The following is a 21,114-nucleotide window of genomic DNA, read 5'->3' as shown; positions in this document are numbered from 1 at the left end:
ATAGATTGGACCGCAGACAAGCGGGGCCGGTTTAGGGTTTCCATCCCTCATAGTCACTTCTAAAACACACCCGAAGAGATTGACAAGCTCATCAAAGCCTCCAGGGCGTTTCCATCCCTCATAGTCACTTCTAAAACCTAAGAGGAGGTGTTGGGTATGGTTGGTAAAGAAGATACTTTGGTTTCCATCCCTCATAGTCACTTCTAAAACTTGAAGTTCTTGAAGAAGTTTCTCGCGAACAAAGGGAAGTGTTTCCATCCCTCATAGTCACTTCTAAAACTGACAGACGAGCTGCTACAAAAACTTTCGGATATGTTTCCATCCCTCATAGTCACTTCTAAAACCACTCAAGAATGGTGATAACAAATTAGCGTTGGCAAGTTTCCATCCCTCATAGTCACTTCTAAAACGAGTAGCATACTTCAACAGGGAACGAAAAATCTTTGTTTCCATCCCTCATAGTCACTTCTAAAACTCGTCCATCCCTCATATATAATATACAACATTTTATGTTAAAATTGATAGTTACATTTGTAAAATTCGTCTGATCTGTGAAGTTAGAGCATAGATAAAGAAGTTGCGAGTGTTTCTTCAAGAAAGAAGTCTTGAGTTCTAGGTGAGAAGATTAGTAGCAAGAATTCAACTTAACAAATTTGTTACATACCATAAGTTCATTTAGCGTGTTTTGACGCTAGTTGCCAATTTTCAGCGAGCTATATGTTAATGTTGCTACCATATAAATTAAGATGTATGTAACTTTTGAGTGTCTATAATGTCTCTTTTATATTACTTAGTGTTGGTTGTTGTTCTTTTTTTTTTGCTAACATATGCTATAAAAAGTTTTTAGAATTACTGTCGATCATCTCAATTAGTGTTACAGATGAGATATTAATTATCAATTGCTATTATATTGCAAAATGAATATCATATTGATTCGAAATGCAGTGTCAGTTCTCTGTATTTTCCACGTTATTTAAATTTAGAGATGAGATTGGGAGGACGAAAGGGTATGTACTTTATAGTTGTCTACGATGTTGAAGTGAGGCGGTGTCGAAAGGTCTTGAAAATATGCCGAAAGTATCTCCACCAAGTTCTTAGATCTGCTTTTGAAGGTTATCTCACTCAGGAGCAGTATAGTATGTTAAAGTCTGAGCTAAGAAAGGTAATTGATGAAGAGTACGACAGTATTTATTTTTACATAATAAAAACAGGAAGTGCGCCTCATAAGCTGATCATCGGGGAAGCGCAAGGTGAAAAGTCTATGATAGAGTAACAAACTTAGAGGGCTCTTTATTCTATAAAGTTCGAGAATTTGTTTCCTTTGTCAGTTCCAAGAATTTCTACTGTTACACTGTCTTTTGAGGAAAGGTAATATATCGCAACCCCATCATTTTCTTCAGGTTTTATGTATCTTGATATTTTTCTTATCATTTCTTTTATAGCGCCATTGGTTAGTTTTCCTTCGAAAGTTGAGTTCTGCCGCCATACTAAGTATCTTAGTAACAATCTGTGAACTTTTGCCACTCTTTTTTCGTTGACGTCATAAACAAGCAGTATTCTCCTTGACATTACCGTAAACACCTCACTTTCAAATTTTTTGTAACGGAGGTAGAAAGAATGGCTATAATGAGATTCAACGATTTGATAATTGAGATTGATAGTAAAGTAGCAAATGTCTTTCTTAGCGATGATTTAGTAACTATGCCGGGTGCAATTATATTCAACGGTAAGCTATTATACAAAGGTCGGTTGCCATTTTCGTTTTCCATTAAACTGGGCTGTGATATGGATCCAAAAACTTTCTATGCTTTATTACATGTTAAGACTGTCGCCCTTTCAGACTTGATACCAAAATACAAGTTGCGTGAAGCAGCTGAAGAAAGTGGTATTATACGGAATTCCAGATACTTAATCTACTGACCTTAAGTCAGTACTTTGTCTACCAGTTCGATGCAACCAAATCCTGCAGAGTTTTTGGAACCTAATCCTGTGTCGTAGGCTATTTTTAGTATCTCGTAATCCCCTTCGAGCTTTAGAACGGTTATCCATCCATCAAGCTTCCTGTTCTTGTACTGCAATATCACTTTTTTTGGTTTTTCCGCTATGTTTTCAATATGAAGCTCTCCTTTAAACGGCGTTTCGTGTATTGTTTGGTATTTTCTTAAAAGGTTTTCTTTAAGAATCCTTATAAAATCATCTTCGTTTGGTGAATGAAATTTTGTGAATTTCTTTCCGTCATCTTTTTCGATCGTCGAGTAAACTGTTATTGGAGATTTTGTTGATACGACGATTTTTTGGGTTTGTGGAAATTCAAAGATTTCGATTTTCTCTGGTCGAACAATATTACGACCTATTCTTAGGCTATCAAATGTTCCTACTTTTTCAATTATGAACTCAGCAAGTAAAGTATCATAAGAAGATATTATCAACTTCGCTTCGTTTAAAAACTTGATGGTCTTATTTTCTTTATTAAGCTCGAATTTACCAAGCAATCTTGAGAAGCTAAATAGTTTGTAAGTTCGTTTACCGAGTTGATAGCCTTTGTCATGAAGGAATTTCCTGTATTTCTCCTCACTAATGATGTTGTATACGAACCCTTGCAAAATGTTGTTGTATTCGGTTGGAAGTTCGAGCTGTTCGAAGCTGAATTTGATATATAACCTCAAATTAAAACCTCCTTAATTTTGTTTGAGAGCTTTTCTAATTCCCCAAGTTCTTCCTTGTGGTAGAAGAATAATCTTTTTCCAAAAATATTAAGCCCTACGATATTGAATAATTCTATCACTTTCTCATCGCCAAAAAGCTGGATTCGGTAAAGATTGCTTTTGTAATTCGTTATAACTGGAATGAGCTTCTTCTGATAAAAACCGTTGTATAACCGTTCTGCTAATGAAAAATAGCAATCCTCAATATGTGATAAAACTTCGTCATAGTTTAGTTCTCCAAGTTCTTTGTTTGCAATGATAAACCCCTCTGAATTTGGACTGATTTCTTGTATTGAGATGGAACAAGGGCTGGTTCCGTTTATGAACAGCTTAATGAGTTTCTTCGCAATGGAACCAACCCGTGATTCATAGGTTCGAATCTTCAAATAGGTCTTTCCAAAGACGTAGTAACCTTTTTCGTAAGGGTAATATTTCTTAGAGAGAAAATGAGAAACTGACAAGAATTCTTCGTCTAATGTATTGTAAACTAACTTAATATCCTCTGTAGTGATAGTTCTTGGAGCCTGAAAGTTCCATTCAGTGATAATCTCAATCAAATCCATTCCTCCAATTTGTTAATCTAAGACTGTAACTTTAACCCATCCAAGTGGCTTCACTTCGTTCGGAGAAGGCGAAAGCCAGACAATTTTTGTGGTTATCGGAAATTCGTTCATGTTCAGATTTCTGTATCCAAATCTTCCCAAGAATCTGACCAGCTCTCCAGAAAGAGGTTTCTCGAAAATTGTCTTTGAATAAAATCCAGTATGTCCACCAAGTCTGAGGAAGAATGAGTCTTGAAGTTGCTCATTCTGAGCTTCGATATCATCATAGAAAGTTTGGAGTACTTTTTTTATCTGCTGCCTGTTTTGATCTGAAAAATCTTTAAGTTTACTGATCTTTTCTTTCTCGATCCGAATAACTTCGTTATTTGCCTTCTTCATTGCAGCAATAAACTTGTCCTTTTGCGTAAGTATTGCGGCGAGCTCTGGAATAGCACATATTCTTGAAATATTTCTTTTTTCCAACGCTAATCTGTATAAGTCGTTCTTAAATTCGACGGTTACCTCTACAGAATTGCTCTGGCCGTCTGTATTGTTTTCAGGTAACCATGCCTCGATAAACTGCGGTATCTGAGCCCTTACATTTGAAAGGTGAATTATCTCCACCTTTTTCACGTTGATGTATCTGCTATCGATGAAAGTACTATCCGAAACTCTTAGAAATTTAAATATGGACTGCTGCGGAAAACCTACCAATTCAGATTCGATTGCATTTTTTCTGATGTCGTTGACCGAATTGTTATCTCCAAATTTTCTTGTCATTTTTTCTCTTAGTGACGTAGCCTTGATTAACATCGTTCGAAGTGCACCTTTAATCGATGTTCCGGGGATGTATCTTCTGTTTGCTGAGTGTATGAATTTACTAATCTGTAAAGTCTTGGCAGACTCTTCATCCATGATGGTTTGAAAGACAAATTTTGTATAATCTTCGACGTTCATTTTTAGAGCTTTGAATATTTTTTCCAGGGCTATGTCTTTTTTTGACGGTTCAAGGATTATATCAATGTTTGCAACAAAATATTCCACAAAATTGTTCTTAGACATTAGTTTGTCAAAATCTAAAACGTATGTTTTGTCACCACGAATTAGCATTTCAAACTTACCTATTTTCTCACCTGAGCCTATATATACAGGAGAGACTGGCTCAATTCTCAACCTCATGTGTTTGTACCCCCTTTAAACGGGAGTAGGAATGCTTTCCCGTATCTGTATATTCTGTAATCGTATTCGAAGTTGTCGGGTGTTACGTCAAGTATTTTTCCTTTTACTGGTTTTGTGAATACACTTCCTTCTGCGAACATTGTCACTCTTTTTGCCTTTTTGTCGCTGTTGTGGATGTAACCTGTTCTGTATCGTAGTTCGTACGCCTTTGCAAGCTTTGTGATTTCTTTCGAGTTTTCTTCGTAATCTTCCGAATCTGGAATATATGGTGAGAGAAGTAAATAGTTCTCTCCTTGTTCTGGAAGATTCACCTGTGTTAAATCATACTCAAATTGGCCAAAGCCGTAAGTTCTGTCTCCGCCTATTCCTTCATCGGAAAGCAGTTTCAAAGCCGCCAATACTTCTTTTTCTATATCGTCGCTAACTTTTAAGTAAAACCATAGCCCACTGCCCTCTTTGAAATGGACTTCAGAGAAATAAAACAGGTTCGATTGAGAATAATCCCGCGCAACCATGACTCTCGGACGTTCTAGAACTTCATAGAACTTCGCAATCGCTGCATCGGCTTTTCCTGAGAGTATGAAGGGTATATCTATGTTTTCTTCGCTAAGCGATGAATTCTCCAGTAATACCTTGTCTTCAACGAACTTAATCTTCTTAATTTTCTTAACTTGTTCAATTTTATTCTCTAAACCAAATGTTTCACCCTTTGGTTTTGGAAGAAAATATTTGTCTCCTACGTAAAAGAATGTCGACGATAAAAGTAGCTCTGAGTGACTATTGTCTATTTTCCCAAGTAGTTCCTTAGTTTTCTCACTTCCGAAAAGTAAGTTATAAGAGTTAATGAGCCCTGAGAAGATGGTATCTGCATGAATCGTAGCATCAGAAACTTCAAATACTCTATCAAGGTATCCAATATGAATCGGTCCCTTGAATCTAAGCTTTACCCGATAGGTTAGCATATGCATCACATCCTACAGTTTGTTTTGAATTGATAAGAAACTTACGGAGCTTAGTGTGAACTCTTAATCGCCACGTCCTCTAAACATTTGATCTCCTTAATCGTTCTCTCTTCTTTATCTCCAGTGTAGTAATCCTTTTCTCTTTTGATTATTTTTATGTTCTCGAATTTTATTTTTCCGTAACCTCTTGAACCACTGCCACCTATGTAATCATCTTCCAAGAGTTTCATTATTTTCAAGAGTTCATTCAGGTAGTCCTCGTTGTCTCCTTCAAATATATTGACTACAAACTCTGCCTTGAAAACTGCCCCTGCCGGAACTCGCTCCTGAGGTCGAGGATTAGCCCTTGATGTTAGTCTGTTTATCATGTTTTCGTGTTTCACCTCTGTCCATTTTGTTTCCAAGTATTCCTCCAGGTCTTTCAAAGATTCTGGATCTATGTATGCATCTCTAACTATGAGCCTTCTCAAATAAAGTGTTTTGCTCTCTGTTCTAAGAATTCCTGTACCGAATAGTCCACACACGACACATTTCTCATCATCACATGCGTGAGGTTTACCAGATTCATCCACTTTTCCGTTGAAGAACTCACTTAACACCCTTAGTTTTCCTTTTAGTGTGCTACCTGGGATGTATGGTTTTCCTTCGGGATCTTTGATGACTGGGTTATCAAGTCCTCCTATTTCAAGGTCATCTTTACTCGTGCCTATGTGCAACCCTGTTATGAGTCTTATATCAGCCTTGACAATGTATTTACCTTTGAAAGATTTTACTGCCATACCATTTCCTCCCTTATGCTTTTATTTTCTTGCAAATTTCCGACCTAAAAGATTTAAGACCTTTCCGGATGATAGTATCTATGGTAAGCTACAAGTGATTCGAAGAAATCAAGGAAAATGTTGTAAAACTTCTTTATTTCGTGTTCATTACTCGACTTCACTAAGTCTACGAGTTTCTTCATACCTAAAGCAAAGTTCTTTAGTTCTTCATTATTTTCCCTTCCCACATCATACATCATTATGGCAATGAATTTGTTGAGCTTTCTTACTATGCTATTGTGATCACTAATCTCCATTTCCAGTTTTTTGATATGGTTATAGAATTTTCGCAATTTAGATGAATTGAGTGATAGCTCTTTTCCTATGTCATGGGCATATGTATTTAGTTGGTTGTAAACACTACCATCAATGTTTTTAATGTCGATACCCTTAAACACCCTTTCAACCGTTTCAAACAATTTTTGCAAAGGCGATGAGGTTTGGTGAGCTGTTGAGTGTTGATTATTTCTGTTTTCCGGCATACTTTACACCTCCGTTATCATTCTGTTTTGAGAAGCTTTTCCATTTTCATCACTTTCAACTTTACGCGTTTTGTCGTGAACCCACTTAATTACCAATCCCAATTTATCATATAATCTGCTGTTACCTTCCTCCAGTATTTCATTGAAAAACCTTTGAATCAGAGCTTTTGTTTCTCTGTTTTCCTGCCTTTCCATGAGTCTTCCTACGTAATAATATAGCCGCCAAATCTTTGGTTGTTCACCTTCTTGCTGTTTATCAAGAAAAGCGCTCAGCACGTGCAGTATATTCCTTGTAACACCTTGTGAAATAATGTCTTCAAGTTGCTGGTTGAGTTTGTAGACCTTATCAAACTCCTCCCAACCTACATACCCCCCGAACATGTAGATGGCTGATTTTTCTAATTCTTTGTTATTGTACGTGCGTTTATATGATTTCGCTTTGTCGTCCAGATACTCACCAGCCAGCGTTCCAAGTTTGTAGACCGGGAATTTTCTTGAAGGTGCCACTGCTATTGCCATGGATATCGATAACTCATCATTTTTGCTGTATTTTCTAAATTCATTTGTTATATCTCTTGCAAGTAGTGGTAATTCGCTCCATGGACCGAGTATCATGAAGTCGTCGCCGCCTGAGTATATGACATTGCATTTTGGGTGTTTCTCAACCACCATCCTTTCAAGAACGATGCTGAAGAACGCTTCAAGTTCTGACGAGAGTGTTGAAACAAACGATATCGGGGTTCTTTTCTCTTTATCAGACACTTGTAGTGTTTGGAATATTCTTCCAAGGTTGTCAACGTCCCCTCTTAAGATCCCCCATCTCTTAACTCCTTCTGCTTCACGTGCTATAGTTTCAAGGTCGGCTGTCATTTCGTAGTCTTTATCGGACTTTTTGTAGACGTAGGTTGCCATCTTTGTAAAGTACATTGCCTTGTTTTGGTCGTATGTCTTTTTGTCAATCGCAAAGGCAAATTTGTCTGGATTATCACTGAATTTTAGTTCGTAACCGAACATCTTGAAAACTTCGTCTACGTTCGCTGGTGGTGTGATCAGCTCCGGGCATTTTTCTATTTTGAGATAATCTGAGTTTGCAAGTTTTCTCCCAAGTTCAGCAAAAGATTCACAAAATACGCACTCAAATGCTTCTTCTTGTTCTTCCTTTCTTGTAATCTGCAGCATTTTTCTTCCGCAGTACGGACATCTTGGACCTGAGAAGTCTTCAGGAATAAACATTTCAAGGTCTATTACGCTCTCAAATTTCTTGTTTTTCTTTTCCTCAAGAATCTTTGCAAGTTCGTCATGGACTTTGAATTCAATGAGGTCGTGTATGTTGATCTTTATTCCACCAAGTAAAATAGCCAAGTCTATTCCAAACGCTTTGTACATTTTTTCATCTATATCCCTTTGGTATTCCTCTAACCTGTCGATTGTTTTGGCTGGAACAAGCAAGTAGAAGTGCCCGCCACCGCAGTAAAGGATATTTGATTGGTACAGCCCTTCTTTCTCAATAATGTATCTGGCTATGATTTCTGAAAGGTATGCGATAAAGAATGACCTGGCTCTAAGCTTTTTGAGACCGTTTTGCCAAGAGGTTTTGTATATAAAATCTTGTATTCCAGATATGTCACCCTTTATTACTCCGAATACTTCCTTGTCACTGGCATCTGGTTGAGAAGCTTCGTTTTTCCAATACTTACGTACCAAGTTTTCTATTCCGTCAAGAATACCAGCTGCTTTCATAAATCTGTCATTCTGCTTTACAAACAAGTCGTCTTCGAATTGCTTGTAGAGAGCTACAGCTATCGCTGCCGTTGAAGTCGCATGCGAGAATAGAGATATATCAGGTTCACTGTAGTAAAAAGCGGAAGGCACATTTGATGTGTATTCTTTTAGAATATAGTATAATCTTTCAAGGACTTCATTGTTTGATGCTTCAAACTCAGGATCCTGAATTAATTGTTCAAACTCCTTCCAAAGTGCTCCATATTCTTTTTCATAATTGGTACGAACTGCTTCTTCTTCATTAACAGGTTCGTATGCATCAGAGAATTTGGACAGTTTTCTAAAATAACCATCTTTAGAACGACCACTTAGCGAGACTGTAGAGATTATTGATTTCATAAGTTTTATTCTAACATCTGACTGAGTACCGTAATCCTCTCTTTCGGCAGATGAGAGTTTGTCAGCTATACTTACAACCCTGGTGATCAATTCATTTTCACTCGTGATGGTTGATATTCTTTCGTGATGTTTTGAGATAATGGCTGAGACTAACTCTCTGTAAGGAAGTTTTGAGCTCTTGTAAACGTACGCTCCAACATACTGATGAGCGAGTCCTGTTAAATTTTCAGACATTTGAAATCCATACTCTTCCTTTATCTTTCGCTTCAGTTTTTCATCCATCGATGCTCTTTGTCTGAATTTTCCGATGTCGTGAAAGAGCGAAGCAAGGTAAAGCATATCTTTGTACTTCTGTGTTGCATTGTTAATGGCCATATATCTGCCCCCTCACTTTGCTTACCACCTAAATGCTTGGTAAGCCTGTTCTTCTTTCAAGTGCCTGATGAGCTTGTAGCATTCATAACGTATCACCGTTCTCCATGACATTCTTTGACCGTTCTCGTAGTCAATAGTTTCAGATAATTTCTCCTCGAGTGCTTTAACAAACTTCTTTTTCCCAGTTTCGTTAAGATAAACCCCCCCTTCCACTTTCTTAAAGTCGTCTTTCTTAATCATTGAACGGTTAACAAGAGTCAAAATTGTTCGGTCAACAATGATAGGTTTAAATATTTCTGCAATGTCAAGCTGTAACGAGAATTTCCTTTTGTTGGGTTCGTGCAGAAAACTTATTGCAGGTTCAAGCGACGTTTTGAATATTTCTGAAAGCACGACGTTGTACAATATGGTATTGCCAAAGCTAATCATCGCATTTATTTCGTCCGCTGGAGGTCTTGCTGTTCTTTCTTGGAATGTGAAATCTTTTTTCGAGAATATAACACCAAGTGCTTCGTAATAGTTCTTGCGTATATTGCCTTCTATAGCCATCAATGAAGCTATTTCTTCTTGCCGATGGTAAGTTTTTTTGAGTTTCTCTATCATTTCGATTTTTTCGTTTATCTCGGGAAAGTCGTTTTTGTAACTTTTCAAAATTTTCAAGATATTGTCCGCCACTCCGTATAATATCTCTCGTGCTATTATTATGCGCTTTTCCAAGTCTTGATAGTGTTGCAGTTGGAGTAGTAGCATTTCTCCCGTTTTGTTTTCTTCAACTGGATAGAAGCAACCGATGTATTCTCCGTTGTAGTTAAAAAAGAACACAGGAACCTGCGAATATGAGAACAATTCAAGAGTCTTCTTGTTCATTTCTATTTCAGAGAACACCATTATTGAAGATATGTTTTTTAATGGAACATAGATCGGCTTTTGGTCCTCAGATTTTGGTTCTATGTAAAGCGCAGAGCTTTTCTTTCTTAGATATGAGTCTTTAAAAACATATAGAGCTTCCATAACATCGGACCTCCTGGAGTTATCTTGGTTTGTTTTTCATTAAATTAAACGGAGGGCATATGGAAAATCTGACAAGTGTTTCAAAAAATTCTTGGAAAGATTATCTGTTGCTCAATTTAGATATATCAATGACCTCAAAATAATCAGCTCTTTCTCTGTCGTAGTGATAAATTTTCCCGGGCTTATAAGTTCCCAATGCCATGCCTAAGCCAAACGCGATTGGAACTGGGATGCTCAAAAAGTAGCTCGCCTCTTCATACCCGAGAATGTATTTTGTGTTTTGGGTTATGGTAAATAATTCAGCGACGTATTCTGTCCAATTTCCTAACGGTAAGTTTCCGGATGAGTTTGCACGGATGTGAACTATGGCAGTGTCAGGAAGATGTCTTTGTATATAACTTTTTGCATCTGGGTATGGGTCGTGAGATCCGATCTGGATTATGAAAGCTGCTCTTTTTCCTGTTCCTTCTATTCGGTAATTTAGAAATCTTATGTTGTTCTTTTGTTCTTTTATCTTTCTCAAGTTTTCAGGTTCTGTTAGGTCTAGTACAAGATGATATTCACCTTGGAAGTGATAAACAGCTAATAAATGGGTAGAACCTATTGCCATGCCAAGTCCCATTGCAAATGTTGCTGGACCATTTAATGATATGTGTGGAATCCCAGAACTGGAAATAATTCTATCCAAAATATTTTTTACTTTGCCAATTTCTTCTTGGAAATCCTCAACTCTTAGTTCAGAGCTTATGTACTTGAACTCCGGGTTGTAGACCTTTTTAAAAAGCTTTATATCATCAACGTAAAATTTCTCTTTAACCTCTTCGAAAAGCATATCCCAATAGTCATTCTTTGAAGAGTTAAACGAAATATACACAGGAACATGATATTTCTTTTTTTCAAAGAATTTTTGCAGATCAACTACATTTTTTGCGTCGTCTGAGGTTATCAAGACGTATCCGTTTCTACGACAAACTTCGATTTTTTCAAGAATATTGTCGGCTGATGTTATCGTTCCATCTTCAAGAATCCCACCGGTAAATACAATATGGTCAGGTACCCTCTTAGTCAAACTGCCAATAGTTATCGATAACATGTATGAATCTCCAACAATCTCTTCAGGAAAAACAACAGCTAAGTTTTTTCCCAAGAATTTTTCTATTATTTCGATATTCGGTCTGTTCCCTTGTATGTTTGTGAACGAAATAGGTGATAGAAAAATCAAAGCAGATGTTATCATTGATTTTTTTGAGTTGTATACTATTGGAAACTTGGCTTCAAAATATTCGGAAGAGACTATTCTATAACTATCTGACAAACTCAATTTAGAAGCAATAGAGAATAACCTTGCGGCAACTTCCTCCAGACCTTTCTTAAGTAAGTACCTTAGGATTTCAAAGAATATTTTTTGATAATTGGGGATATTTGGACTTAAGAGCGAGAAATCATGCAATACCATACCTATCTCTATTTCACCAGCGGATACAAATTCTAAGTATTTTTTGACGTCATTCGCCATGACATTGGAAAACGACATTGAATCCCCCCCTCGACTTGAAAAAAGCCTCAGCACTCTGTTTGCTCAATCTCAATAACCTTTCCTATTACGTACGGATTTTGCACTTGTTCTTGATACGGTCGTTCATCCGCAGCAAGAACTGTCGTTATTCTTTTACCATTTCTAATTCTATCTCTCACACGCTCTATCATATATCCTAAAAGCGAAGTTCCACCGGTTAAATTGATAATCACATCAGATACATCTTCAAGATACTCCGTGGCTTGTTCCACAACATCCTTTGTTTCATCAATTCCCGTAAATGGGTCTCTGATTACAATCACCTCTGTTCTGTTTTTGTATTCAGCCTTTTCCACAATCTCGTCGATGAGCGATTTTCCTTTTTCAGAAGTAACTACCACAACTAAGTCTGGAGTATAATGCTTCAGAATTGTGTACAGCGCTCCTGGAGTTGTGCCAAGCGGAGTTAGGACTGCTAATTTGCTCTCCTCACTCTTTTGATTGAACAGCTTACACACGTCCTCCTCTGCAATTACTGCTTGTATCGCATTTCTGACGTTCTCCTCACTTGGATTGTTGTCTTTATTAAACGCGAAATGAGCAACGTGATTTCTTGACTCTCTGATAATACTGATATTAATCTTTGAGCTCTTAGCAGCATTCAAGAAAGCAGCTTCTCTACAAGCCAGATCGAAAACCTTGTCTGCTTTCCCATAACAGAAGAGATAACAGTTTATAACATACTCTCTGCACAACCTCAGAGCCATTCCTATGTCGCCGGTCTTTAAATAGAAGCTAATAAGCTCTCTTTCCGTTTTCAATTCCTTCTCATCCAGCAGAACATCTTTACGTCCCGAATCAAACCTTTTGTAGGTGTTGATTATCGAGTCAATAAGCAAGTTTAGATGTGGAACGAACTTTTCGATTTCTATCTTTGTAAATTCCTTTGTTTCCCCTGAATCAAAAAGCTTAAGAAACTCATGCACCGATTCACGTAAAAGCTTTATACTTCCAATCCTCAATGAATAAGATACTCTCAAGAGCCTTGAAGCAAGCGCACCGAGTTTTCGCGGTTTATCTTTGACTGTACTGTTCTTGTATATTCTTTCTCTTGCTGTATCTATCAGTCTGCTTAATTCTTCTCCGTAACCGTATTCAATGAATAACCTTGTGGAATATATCCAGTCAGCTATCTCAATAAGCGATGAGATGTCACATAGTTCCGTTATTTCTGACTCCTTTTTGTAATTACCGTAAACTATCTTAATTCCTACATTCTTTCTAACTTGCTTGATAAACATAGAAATGACGAGAGCTGACGCAGGCATCCATCTGAAGCCATGTGTTATATCTATAATGACCTCATCCCCATCCTCGAAAACTTCGGTCATCCCTTTGATTAAATCAACAATCGTTTCAGATGGCGTTTTGTTCTCACTTACACGTATTGTTCTGTACTTCACATTTCCAAGTTCAGCAAGAAAAGGCGCAACTTCATCTTGGAATTTTTTCTCTGCTTCTTCCGTCAAAGCAAAAATACCTTCAACTCTCTCTCCCTTTTTGACATAGTACTCAATCAACGCAAGAGGGAATACTCTTTGATTAATTCTTTCTCCTTGTATTAAAGCAATGCTCGGACCATACCTAGCTGAACCTAAAAAACCAATCACCTTTATCACATTTGATCTCTCCCACGCACATCTATTTAGTCTAATGATTCACTTTCGGGAATGAAAGGTTCTTTCTGATTCGCAATTAAAATATGAATATGCACTAACAAGGGAAAACAGCAGCAAACTTACTCAAACAAATATGGATGTATACTACAATTTAACTTTATTACATCACTGGATATTTCAATTTAGTTAAGAAAAACTGAAGAATTCTTTTAAGCAAGGACGTTATCTTACTATAAAGCACGTCGCGTTGTGTTATCACTAAAGATATGTACCTACTTTGAGCACACGAGGGAGATGTGCTGTTAGATTTGCTAATGATTGCGAAAAATTTGACAAAGGCTACAAACTATAAAGTCTGTTTTTCGTTTTGAAAATTATGAGCTCGTCATAACCTTTTTTCAGTTATCTCAGCTAAGAAGTCGTTGTGAAAATCGTATTAAGTCGAGTATTACCACCTATACGATTACGTAACTATTATATCACATAATAACAAATAGATAGCAATTCAGAGTTTCCAAAAAAAAGGCTCTATAATAAATATTGGGGTGGGTAAAAAGGAAAAAATATAGCACTTATTCTGAATGCCTGCTATAATAAAAACTGTTTTATGACAAAAAAAACACTCAAAAAGAAAGGAGGCATCCAGAATAAGTGCTCAAATCTAATTATATCACTGAACTTTTAAAATCGAAAGATATTATTCTTCACCAAATGAATGAGAATGAAAGTGAAATAGAACTTCACATAAGTCAGGTACAAAAGCCCCACAAATGTCCTAAATGTGGTAATATTACAAGTAAGGTACATGATTATCACACACAGAAGGTAAAAGACGTACCTATAATGGGCAAGAAAACATATTTGATTATAAGAAAGAGAAGATATGTCTGCAAAGCATGTGGGAAGAAGTTTTTTGAACACATAAGTTTTATAGGCAAATCTCAAAGGATGACAAATAGACTTGCAGCATATATTATAAGTCAACTTGGAAGTTTAACAAGTATGAAAGAGATAGCAAAACACACAAATGTTTCAGTGACAACAGTTATGAGATTGTTTGATAAATTAAATCCAGGTCAAACTGTAGATGAGTTTTCTTCTGAAGCAATATGTGTAGACGAGTTTAAAGGCAATGCAGGTGGAGCAAAATATCAATGTATATTTGTAGATCCTGTAAAAGGGCAAATAATCGAGATTTTGAAAAATAGAAAGCAAAATATTTTATCTGTGATATGTGGAGACCATTTGTAGAGGTAGCAAAAACATATTTTAAAAACGCTAAAATAGTGATAGACAAATTTCATTTTACCCGATACGTTTATTGGGCTTTAGAAAATGTGAGGAAAAGGGTACAAAAGGAATTAGGAAGTAATTTGAGGAGATATTTTAAGAGGAGTAGGAAGTTATTATTGAAGAATTATGAAGAACTTGAGCCTGAGCAAAGAGAAGAATTAGAAGTAATGTTTTGGTATAGTCAAGATTTGAGGAAAGCCCATCAACTCAAAGAAGAATTTAAGAGAGTGTTAAAGAGCAGTAATTCTGAAGAAGCAAGACTCGTATTAAAAAAGTGGATAGAGAGAGCAGAGCAAAGTGGACTTTCTGAATTTATGAGATGTGTAAAGGTTTTTAGGAGCTGGTTTTCGGAGATAGTAAATGCATTTGATGTTCCGTATACTAATAGTATGACAGAAGGTTTTAACAACAAAATAAAGGTACTAAAGAGGAATGGATTTGGATACAGGAATTTTGAAAGATTCAGGAAGAGGATTTTGTACAGTTGTGGTAGATAAGTTGAAAAAGTTGAATATTTAAAAACCCACTATATGAGTGGGCAAAAGTGGTATTAGTTTTTTTAGATTTGATTGCCTATAATATACATTAATAACATTTAATGTATGCTTGAAAAAGCTAAAAAGGTGGGCATTCAGAATACCCACCCCACTACTTGACAAAGAGCCAAAATTTTTTGTTTTATTCAATGCTTTGTACTCTTAGCTTTCTTTCCCTTCAATTGAGAATTAAAATAAAAAAATCTGTTGGAATTACCAACAGACTTTTTATTTCTTATTTCTATCAATCTTTAAACATCCATACCTTTATACAACCGTTTGGTTATTTGCACTGCCTCATAGTGATTTACAATAGGCTCATAATAATTGAGCTTATACTCCAGTGGATTATGAATTTTGTAATTTTCTTCATTCTTCAATTCAGGAATATACTTTTTGATATACTCACAATTTGGGTCGAATTTTTCCGATTGTATCATGGGATTAAATATCCTAAGGGGTTTTGGGTCTGGGCCAACGGAAGCACTCCATTGCCAATTGCCAACGTTTAAAACCTCATCGTAATCAAGTAAGTACTCTCTGAAGAACTTCTCGCCAATACGCCAATCAATAAGTAAATCTTTCACTAAAAAATTAGCCACGATTAGCCTGACCCTGTTATGCATCCAATTTTCCTGTTTAAGTTGCCTAATCCCAGCATCGACAATTGGATATCCTGTCTGAGCGTTAACAAATTTCTCAAATAGCTTTTCATCATATCTCCATCTCACATTTCTTCTTTTTTCCAAAAATTCCAACTTATTAAACTCACTAAAATTATACTTTATATGATACCAAAACTCGCGCCATGCTAATTGCCTAACAAATTCTGGACTAACTTTACTTGCGATATTGTGTATCTTTCTTATCGATAAAACCCCAAAACGTATGTAAGGCGATAACCTAGAACTCATATCAAGCCCTGGAAAATCTCTTTGTTCTTGATACTTAGCAAAATCATAACTGCGCAACCTCTCAAATCCATAATCGTAAGTAAATACCTCATTCTTCTGATTTAGCTCTGGGAACTTAACCAGAATAGTATCTATTGTGTCCAAATCAAGGGCCACAACCTTTCTTTTTAATTCTTCGATATTTATCTCATATTCCTGACTCTCCACATACCCAAGCCACTTTTTGTAAAATGGGGTGAATACCTTGGTGTACGGTATCTTTCTAAAATCGGCAAGATAGTTATCGAACACAGCATGAAATTTCACGTTACACTTTCGACAAACTTTTTCAATATTCCTATCTCGCTCCTCACCTTGCCAAGAAAATGATTGCGCTGTATAAAGCGCATCTGGTTTATATTTTGAGAACAAAAATTCTAATATCTCATCATCTTCTCCATGAAAAACATACAAATTTATCTTCTTAGAAATATTCTTCAAAACATCGACAACAAAACCAACTTTTTGGTTGTAAGCGTTGAATTCTTTAAGGATGGTCTTATTGAATACAAAAATCGGAATGATTTTAGATGAATTTTTTAGCGCTTCAAATAATGCTTTGTTGTCATCTAACCTAAGGTCTCTTTTAAAAAGATACATAGAAAGCATATAATCACCCCACAAGGCAATTTTAGACAATTATTATTTTTAATTATACCCTATGCAAATCAAAAAATTAAAAATAAAATTTGACAGTTAAAATTAGATTTGGTATAATATAGTACAGAATATCACTTTAAACAAATGGAGGGAAAAATATGTTAGAATTAGGACAAAAAGCACCAAATTTTGAATTGGTTGACCATGAATTGAAACCTGTTAAATTATCAGAATTAAAAGGAAAAGTGGTTCTTGCGTTTTATCCGGGTGCATTCACAAGTGTATGTGAGAAAGAGCTTTGCACATTCAGAGATATGATGGCAAAATTCAACAACCTTAACGCAACGGTATTCGGAATAAGCATTGATACACCATTCTCGAACAAAGCATTCGCTGAAAAGAACAAATTAAACTTCAGATTGCTATCAGATTTTGGAGGGAACGTCGCAAAACAATACGGTGGTGTACATGAGAATTTCATCAACATCCCAAATTACACAGTGGCAAAAAGAGCAGTTTTCGTTCTTGACGATGGTGTGGTAATATATAAATGGGTAACGGACAATCCAGCAGTTGAACCACCTTACGAAGAAATACAAAAAGTTTTAGGTTAAGTTTTTTTAAAAAAAGGAGGGAAAAAACATGATAAGCGAAAAAGTACTTAAGGCATTAAACGAACAAGTTGGTAAAGAGATTTTTTCTTCATATCTGTATCTTTCAATGGCAACTTACTTTGACTCAATAGACCTCTTAGGTTTTGGAAAATGGATGAAAGTACAAGCCAGAGAAGAACTTGGTCATGCGATGAAGATATACGAATTTATATACGAACGTGGTGGAAGAGTTGAACTCCCAGCGATTGAAAAACCACAATCAAATTGGGAAAGCCCGCTTAAAGCATTTGAAGCAGCTTACAATCACGAAAGATTTATAACTGAAAGCATAAACAAAATCTATTCTCTTGCAAAAGAAGAAAATGATTACGCGACCCAAGAATTTTTGAATTGGTTTGTGAAAGAACAAGTTGAAGAAGAAGCTCAAACAGAACTTATACTTAAGAAACTCCAGAAATTACAAGATTCTCCTACTGCGCTTTACATGCTCGATAAAGAAGTTGGCTCAAGAGGATAATTTTAAAATACTTACAAAAAGCAAGAGCACGTTACGTGCTCTTGCTTTTGTTTTATACAATTTACACAATCTCTTTAAATCCATTCCCAAAAACCATGGGCGCTTCATTTACAACAAAGAACGCTTCTTTATCTATCTCCCTTATTTTAGTAACCAATTCATGTAACTCTCTTCTTTTCAACGTCACAAAGAGAATCTTTTTTGGCTTTTGAGTATATCCACCTGTGGCATCGAATATAGTGACTCCTCTGTTAAGCCCATTTAGTACGAATTCTTTAATCTCTTCGTATTTTTCTGAAACTATCCAAACATTTATAGACAACTCCAAACCCTTCAAAACAAAATCAATAGTTGTTCCATTCACGATAATTGCCAATATAGAATACATTCCAGTATTTATATCGTATGCGAAACCCGCCGACATACCTATGGAAAAATCAAGTACCAATATTCCAAGCCCCATTGGAAACCCAAAGAATTTGTTCATTATTTTCGCGAGTATATCCGTACCTCCAGTTGATGCATTTTGAGAAAAAGTCAAAGCCATACCTATAGCTGTCAAGATATCGCCAAAAAACACTGCGATAATCATATCGCCATTGTACTTGTAAATTGGGATTATTCTGTCGAAAAAATCGATGAAAAAGTTGAACATAAAGGTACAATAAATTGTCTTGAAGCTAAAATCGAAACCAACCAAAATAAACGCAATTAAAAATAACACTATATTTATCAAATACATCCAAACGCCAACTGATAGATGAATGAATTTATTTAAAACTATAGCCAACCCAGATGCCCCACCAGCTGCGATATTGTTTGGAATTAGAAAAATCACAACACCCAAAGCCGTTATCAACACACCAATTGTGGAAACAAAATACTCTTTTACAAGGCGAATGCGTTTTTCACTTCCCATGGAAATTTCACCACCCTAACACCGTATTCTCTCATCTTCTCCTCTTTGTACTTAATTTTCCCGTGCTCACCCTCGACTATCGCACCAGCATGCCCCATTCTTTTACCTTCCGGCGCATGTCTTCCTGCAAAAAAGCTCACAATATTACTTGGCTTAAACCCCATCTTAATCGCCTCAGCAACACCTGTAATCTCATCTTCTCCACCAATTTCCCCAATTAAAACAACCTTTTCAAAACCAAGTTTCGCGACTTCTTTAAAAGCTTCTAAGACATTCAAACCAATAACTGGATCACCACCAAGTCCTATCCCTATAGAAACTCCATAACTTTCACCTATATACTTCGCAATCTCGTACATCAACGTTCCACTTCTCGAAATAATGGCTACCTCGCCTTCTTTAAAATACTTCTCAGGCATAATACCAAGTTTTACTTTCTCTTTTGAATATATAACCCCGGGACAATTAGGACCAACCATCGTCAGATTATTTTTCTTAACGATATCAACCATCCTTAAAGCATCGTGGATAGGCACATGTTCTGTTATTACGACAAATTTCTTCACACCATTATTGAAAGCATCCAAAAATGCTTCCATTACATACGGAGCAGGCACAAAGAATATCGCCGTATCGACATTAAAACCTCTACTAACATAATCGGACAGTGTATTGTAAACAGGCACATTGTGTACTTCCTTAAATTCATTATTTTTACTCACACCACAGACAATATCAGTACCGTATTCTATCATCTTCTTTGTATGGTAGCTTCCATATCTACCAGTTATGCCATAAACGCAGACTTTTTCATTAGAAAAGAACATCTTTCATCAACTCCTTTTTCTTTGCCTCTTCTTTCTGGATTAACATTATCAATTCGTTCATATCACTAACAGCTGTCAAACCAATATTACTAAGTAACGCTCTTGCCTCTTCCTCCTTATTCCCAGAAATCCTTAAAAACAGTTCGACATCCGGATGTCTTTCTTTAAACAAAACTATCGCCTCAGCAACTTGGAAGCAATCTGTTATGCCACCAAAAATATTAAGCACTATCTTTTTAGAAATTCTTGAAACCTTTTTCAGTGCTTCCAAAACATTCTCACGGGTCGCGCCACCACCAACGTCGTAAAAATTGGCAGGCTCAAAACCAAATTCTTTTAACATATCTATCGTTGCCATAACAATTCCTGCGCCACAACCTATAACCCCATACGAACCGCCGAGTAACACCATATCATTTTCTCTTTCATTCATCTGCTCCATCGCCCAACTTTGCCTAAATAATGCATTATCATCAACATGCATTACTGCATCAAGCATCACATAACCACTTTTGGTAACTCCAATTGGGTTGATTTCTAAAAGCGTTAAGTCAAGTTTTTTAAAGATATCCAACAATACCTTGGCGGTCTCTTTAAATTCTTCCGGTAAATCGTTAAATGAATAAGTTTTCAAAACCTTATTTGGAAACATTCGTGATGCTTCCTCTATATCAACACCACCAAACTCAGAATAAATCATCAATATATTTCTATTCGTCCTATCGATCGTAATACCAAAGTACAACTCTTTGTCGTGTTTCACAAATTCTTCAATCAATACTCCTTCCGGCATTTCACCTTTTATCTCTTTATTCACAAGCTCTCGCAACGCTCTCATACTTTCTTCCAAGTTCTTTGCGATGATTACCCCTCCAGCTTTCATCCTTCCTCCAACAAGAACCTGAGATTTCAAAACCTGTGGAAAGCCGAGCTCCAAAATCTTTTGAGTGAGTTCCTTCGAATCGATATCCTCTTCTTTGACAAATAAGCTCCTTGGTACATAAAAACCATGTTCGCTCAAAAGTCTTTTCCCCACATACTCTTGAATCTTCATAGAAATCCCCTCCTCACAACTTTTCTAGGATTTTCAAGAATTTTAAAACAGAAAATTTCCCAAAAATCTATGGTTTTTGGGAATGCCATCCTACGAAGGCAGGTCTCCCGACTTGTGGCTCATCCTACTCTGCTCGCCTTCCCAGCTAAAAAAGCCAGTGGCCAGTTGAGCATTTCGTCCCCACTCACGGTGGCCCGACCGTCCCGGATTCTCACCGGAGTTCCCTATTAAGCCTTTCGGCACCTTCGCAGTTTGGAATATTAACTTTTTCACAACTTTATTCTAAATCATTCACAAGATAATGTCTAGTCGAATAACGCCTTTGAAATCATTTTTTCTTACCAAATAAGGATTTTTAAATTATCCTATCTTTCTAATGCTTTTGTATGGACAACTTTCCAAATTCAAATT

General features: G+C 36.4%; 19 protein-coding genes, 1 pseudogene, 1 CRISPR repeat array and 1 riboswitch (1 of these 22 running past the window's edge). Of the genes and pseudogenes, 5 read left to right on the top strand and 15 right to left on the bottom strand.

Going from position 1 to position 21,114, the window contains the following annotated elements:
- Positions 1 to 475: direct repeats of the CRISPR family, unit length 30 nt; unit sequence GTTTCCATCCCTCATAGTCACTTCTAAAAC (it extends 385 nt beyond the left edge of the window).
- Positions 476 to 985: 510 nt separating this feature from the next.
- Positions 986 to 1,273: a CRISPR-associated endonuclease Cas2 gene (gene cas2, locus FNOD_RS07300; protein ID WP_337998403.1), complete on the top strand. Its 288-nt coding sequence runs from the start codon at positions 986 to 988 to the stop codon at positions 1,271 to 1,273.
- A gap of 17 nt (positions 1,274 to 1,290) precedes the next feature.
- Here the strand turns inward: cas2 (FNOD_RS07300) and cas2 (FNOD_RS07295) are convergent, their stop codons facing one another.
- Complete coding sequence (gene cas2 / locus FNOD_RS07295; protein WP_011994549.1) at positions 1,291 to 1,569, bottom strand: CRISPR-associated endonuclease Cas2; 279 nt, start codon at positions 1,567 to 1,569, stop codon at positions 1,291 to 1,293.
- A 48-nt stretch (positions 1,570 to 1,617) separates the two neighbouring features.
- Between cas2 (FNOD_RS07295) and FNOD_RS07290 the strand changes: the two genes are divergently transcribed.
- The gene (locus FNOD_RS07290; RefSeq protein ID WP_011994548.1) at positions 1,618 to 1,920 is read left to right on the top strand and encodes a hypothetical protein; all 303 of its coding nucleotides are present in this window, start codon (positions 1,618 to 1,620) and stop codon (positions 1,918 to 1,920) included.
- Between the two features lie 2 nt (positions 1,921 to 1,922).
- Here FNOD_RS07290 and cas6 read toward each other — a convergent pair whose 3' ends face one another.
- From cas6 to FNOD_RS07240, 10 genes are all read right to left on the bottom strand, one after another.
- Positions 1,923 to 2,666: a CRISPR-associated endoribonuclease Cas6 gene (gene cas6, locus FNOD_RS07285; RefSeq protein WP_011994547.1), complete on the bottom strand. Its 744-nt coding sequence runs from the start codon at positions 2,664 to 2,666 to the stop codon at positions 1,923 to 1,925.
- Entirely contained in the window at positions 2,663 to 3,262 is a 600-nt protein-coding gene (locus FNOD_RS07280; RefSeq protein ID WP_041256968.1) for a hypothetical protein, read from the bottom strand. The genes cas6 and FNOD_RS07280 overlap by 4 nt, the downstream gene beginning before the upstream one ends.
- Before the next feature lie 18 nt (positions 3,263 to 3,280).
- A complete protein-coding gene (csm5, locus tag FNOD_RS07275; RefSeq protein WP_011994545.1) occupies positions 3,281 to 4,426 on the bottom strand; it encodes a type III-A CRISPR-associated RAMP protein Csm5 in 1,146 nt (381 codons plus the stop codon).
- Positions 4,423 to 5,388, bottom strand: a complete 966-nt coding sequence (gene csm4, locus FNOD_RS07270; RefSeq protein ID WP_011994544.1) for a type III-A CRISPR-associated RAMP protein Csm4 — start codon at positions 5,386 to 5,388, stop codon at positions 4,423 to 4,425. The genes csm5 and csm4 overlap by 4 nt, the downstream gene beginning before the upstream one ends.
- 50 nt (positions 5,389 to 5,438) lie before the next feature.
- Positions 5,439 to 6,167, bottom strand: a complete 729-nt coding sequence (gene csm3, locus FNOD_RS07265; protein WP_011994543.1) for a type III-A CRISPR-associated RAMP protein Csm3 — start codon at positions 6,165 to 6,167, stop codon at positions 5,439 to 5,441.
- A gap of 53 nt (positions 6,168 to 6,220) precedes the next feature.
- The gene (csm2, locus tag FNOD_RS07260) at positions 6,221 to 6,688 is read right to left on the bottom strand and encodes a type III-A CRISPR-associated protein Csm2 (protein ID WP_011994542.1); all 468 of its coding nucleotides are present in this window, start codon (positions 6,686 to 6,688) and stop codon (positions 6,221 to 6,223) included.
- A 3-nt stretch (positions 6,689 to 6,691) separates the two neighbouring features.
- Positions 6,692 to 9,184 (bottom strand): type III-A CRISPR-associated protein Cas10/Csm1, encoded by a 2,493-nt coding sequence (gene cas10 / locus FNOD_RS07255; protein WP_011994541.1) that lies wholly within the window; start codon positions 9,182 to 9,184, stop codon positions 6,692 to 6,694.
- A gap of 21 nt (positions 9,185 to 9,205) precedes the next feature.
- Positions 9,206 to 10,195, bottom strand: coding sequence for a type I-B CRISPR-associated endonuclease Cas1b (gene cas1b, locus FNOD_RS07250; RefSeq protein ID WP_011994540.1), 990 nt, complete (start codon positions 10,193 to 10,195; stop codon positions 9,206 to 9,208).
- A gap of 100 nt (positions 10,196 to 10,295) precedes the next feature.
- Positions 10,296 to 11,729 carry an SAVED domain-containing protein gene (locus FNOD_RS07245; RefSeq protein WP_011994539.1) on the bottom strand — a complete coding sequence of 478 codons (1,434 nt, stop codon included), beginning with the start codon at positions 11,727 to 11,729 and terminating at the stop codon, positions 10,296 to 10,298.
- Between the two features lie 29 nt (positions 11,730 to 11,758).
- Positions 11,759 to 13,390: a CRISPR-associated DxTHG motif protein gene (locus FNOD_RS07240; protein ID WP_011994538.1), complete on the bottom strand. Its 1,632-nt coding sequence runs from the start codon at positions 13,388 to 13,390 to the stop codon at positions 11,759 to 11,761.
- A 651-nt stretch (positions 13,391 to 14,041) separates the two neighbouring features.
- On the opposite strand from FNOD_RS07240, the pseudogene FNOD_RS09990 reads away from it, so the two are divergent.
- Positions 14,042 to 15,180 (top strand): annotated as a pseudogene (locus FNOD_RS09990) (ISL3 family transposase).
- Between the two features lie 290 nt (positions 15,181 to 15,470).
- Here the strand turns inward: FNOD_RS09990 and FNOD_RS07230 are convergent.
- Positions 15,471 to 16,781 carry a cryptochrome/photolyase family protein gene (locus FNOD_RS07230; protein ID WP_011994537.1) on the bottom strand — a complete coding sequence of 437 codons (1,311 nt, stop codon included), beginning with the start codon at positions 16,779 to 16,781 and terminating at the stop codon, positions 15,471 to 15,473.
- A 149-nt stretch (positions 16,782 to 16,930) separates the two neighbouring features.
- Here FNOD_RS07230 and FNOD_RS07225 point away from each other — a divergent pair, with 149 nt between their 5' ends.
- Both FNOD_RS07225 and FNOD_RS07220 read left to right on the top strand, forming a co-directional pair.
- On the top strand, positions 16,931 to 17,386 hold the full coding sequence (locus tag FNOD_RS07225; protein ID WP_011994536.1) for a peroxiredoxin: 456 nt from the start codon (positions 16,931 to 16,933) through the stop codon (positions 17,384 to 17,386).
- Positions 17,387 to 17,414: 28 nt separating this feature from the next.
- Positions 17,415 to 17,903: a ferritin gene (locus FNOD_RS07220; protein ID WP_011994535.1), complete on the top strand. Its 489-nt coding sequence runs from the start codon at positions 17,415 to 17,417 to the stop codon at positions 17,901 to 17,903.
- A 61-nt stretch (positions 17,904 to 17,964) separates the two neighbouring features.
- Here the strand turns inward: FNOD_RS07220 and FNOD_RS07215 are convergent, their stop codons facing one another.
- Genes FNOD_RS07215 through FNOD_RS07205 form a run of 3 tightly spaced genes read right to left on the bottom strand, consistent with a single transcriptional unit; the run spans position 17,965 to position 20,703 of the window.
- On the bottom strand, positions 17,965 to 18,822 hold the full coding sequence (locus FNOD_RS07215) for a YitT family protein (RefSeq protein WP_011994534.1): 858 nt from the start codon (positions 18,820 to 18,822) through the stop codon (positions 17,965 to 17,967).
- On the bottom strand, positions 18,792 to 19,649 hold the full coding sequence (locus FNOD_RS07210) for a succinate--CoA ligase subunit alpha (protein ID WP_011994533.1): 858 nt from the start codon (positions 19,647 to 19,649) through the stop codon (positions 18,792 to 18,794). The genes FNOD_RS07215 and FNOD_RS07210 overlap by 31 nt, the downstream gene beginning before the upstream one ends.
- Complete coding sequence (locus tag FNOD_RS07205; RefSeq protein WP_011994532.1) at positions 19,636 to 20,703, bottom strand: ATP-grasp domain-containing protein; 1,068 nt, start codon at positions 20,701 to 20,703, stop codon at positions 19,636 to 19,638. Before FNOD_RS07205 ends, FNOD_RS07210 begins: the two co-directional genes overlap by 14 nt.
- Before the next feature lie 80 nt (positions 20,704 to 20,783).
- Positions 20,784 to 20,965: riboswitch (cobalamin riboswitch) on the bottom strand.
- Positions 20,966 to 21,114 lie beyond the last annotated feature (149 nt).

This window comes from Fervidobacterium nodosum Rt17-B1, from assembly GCF_000017545.1.
GTDB lineage: Bacteria > Thermotogota > Thermotogae > Thermotogales > Fervidobacteriaceae > Fervidobacterium > Fervidobacterium nodosum.
Note: the sequence above shows the minus strand (reverse complement) of the source record. Positions and strands in the feature narration are given on the sequence as shown.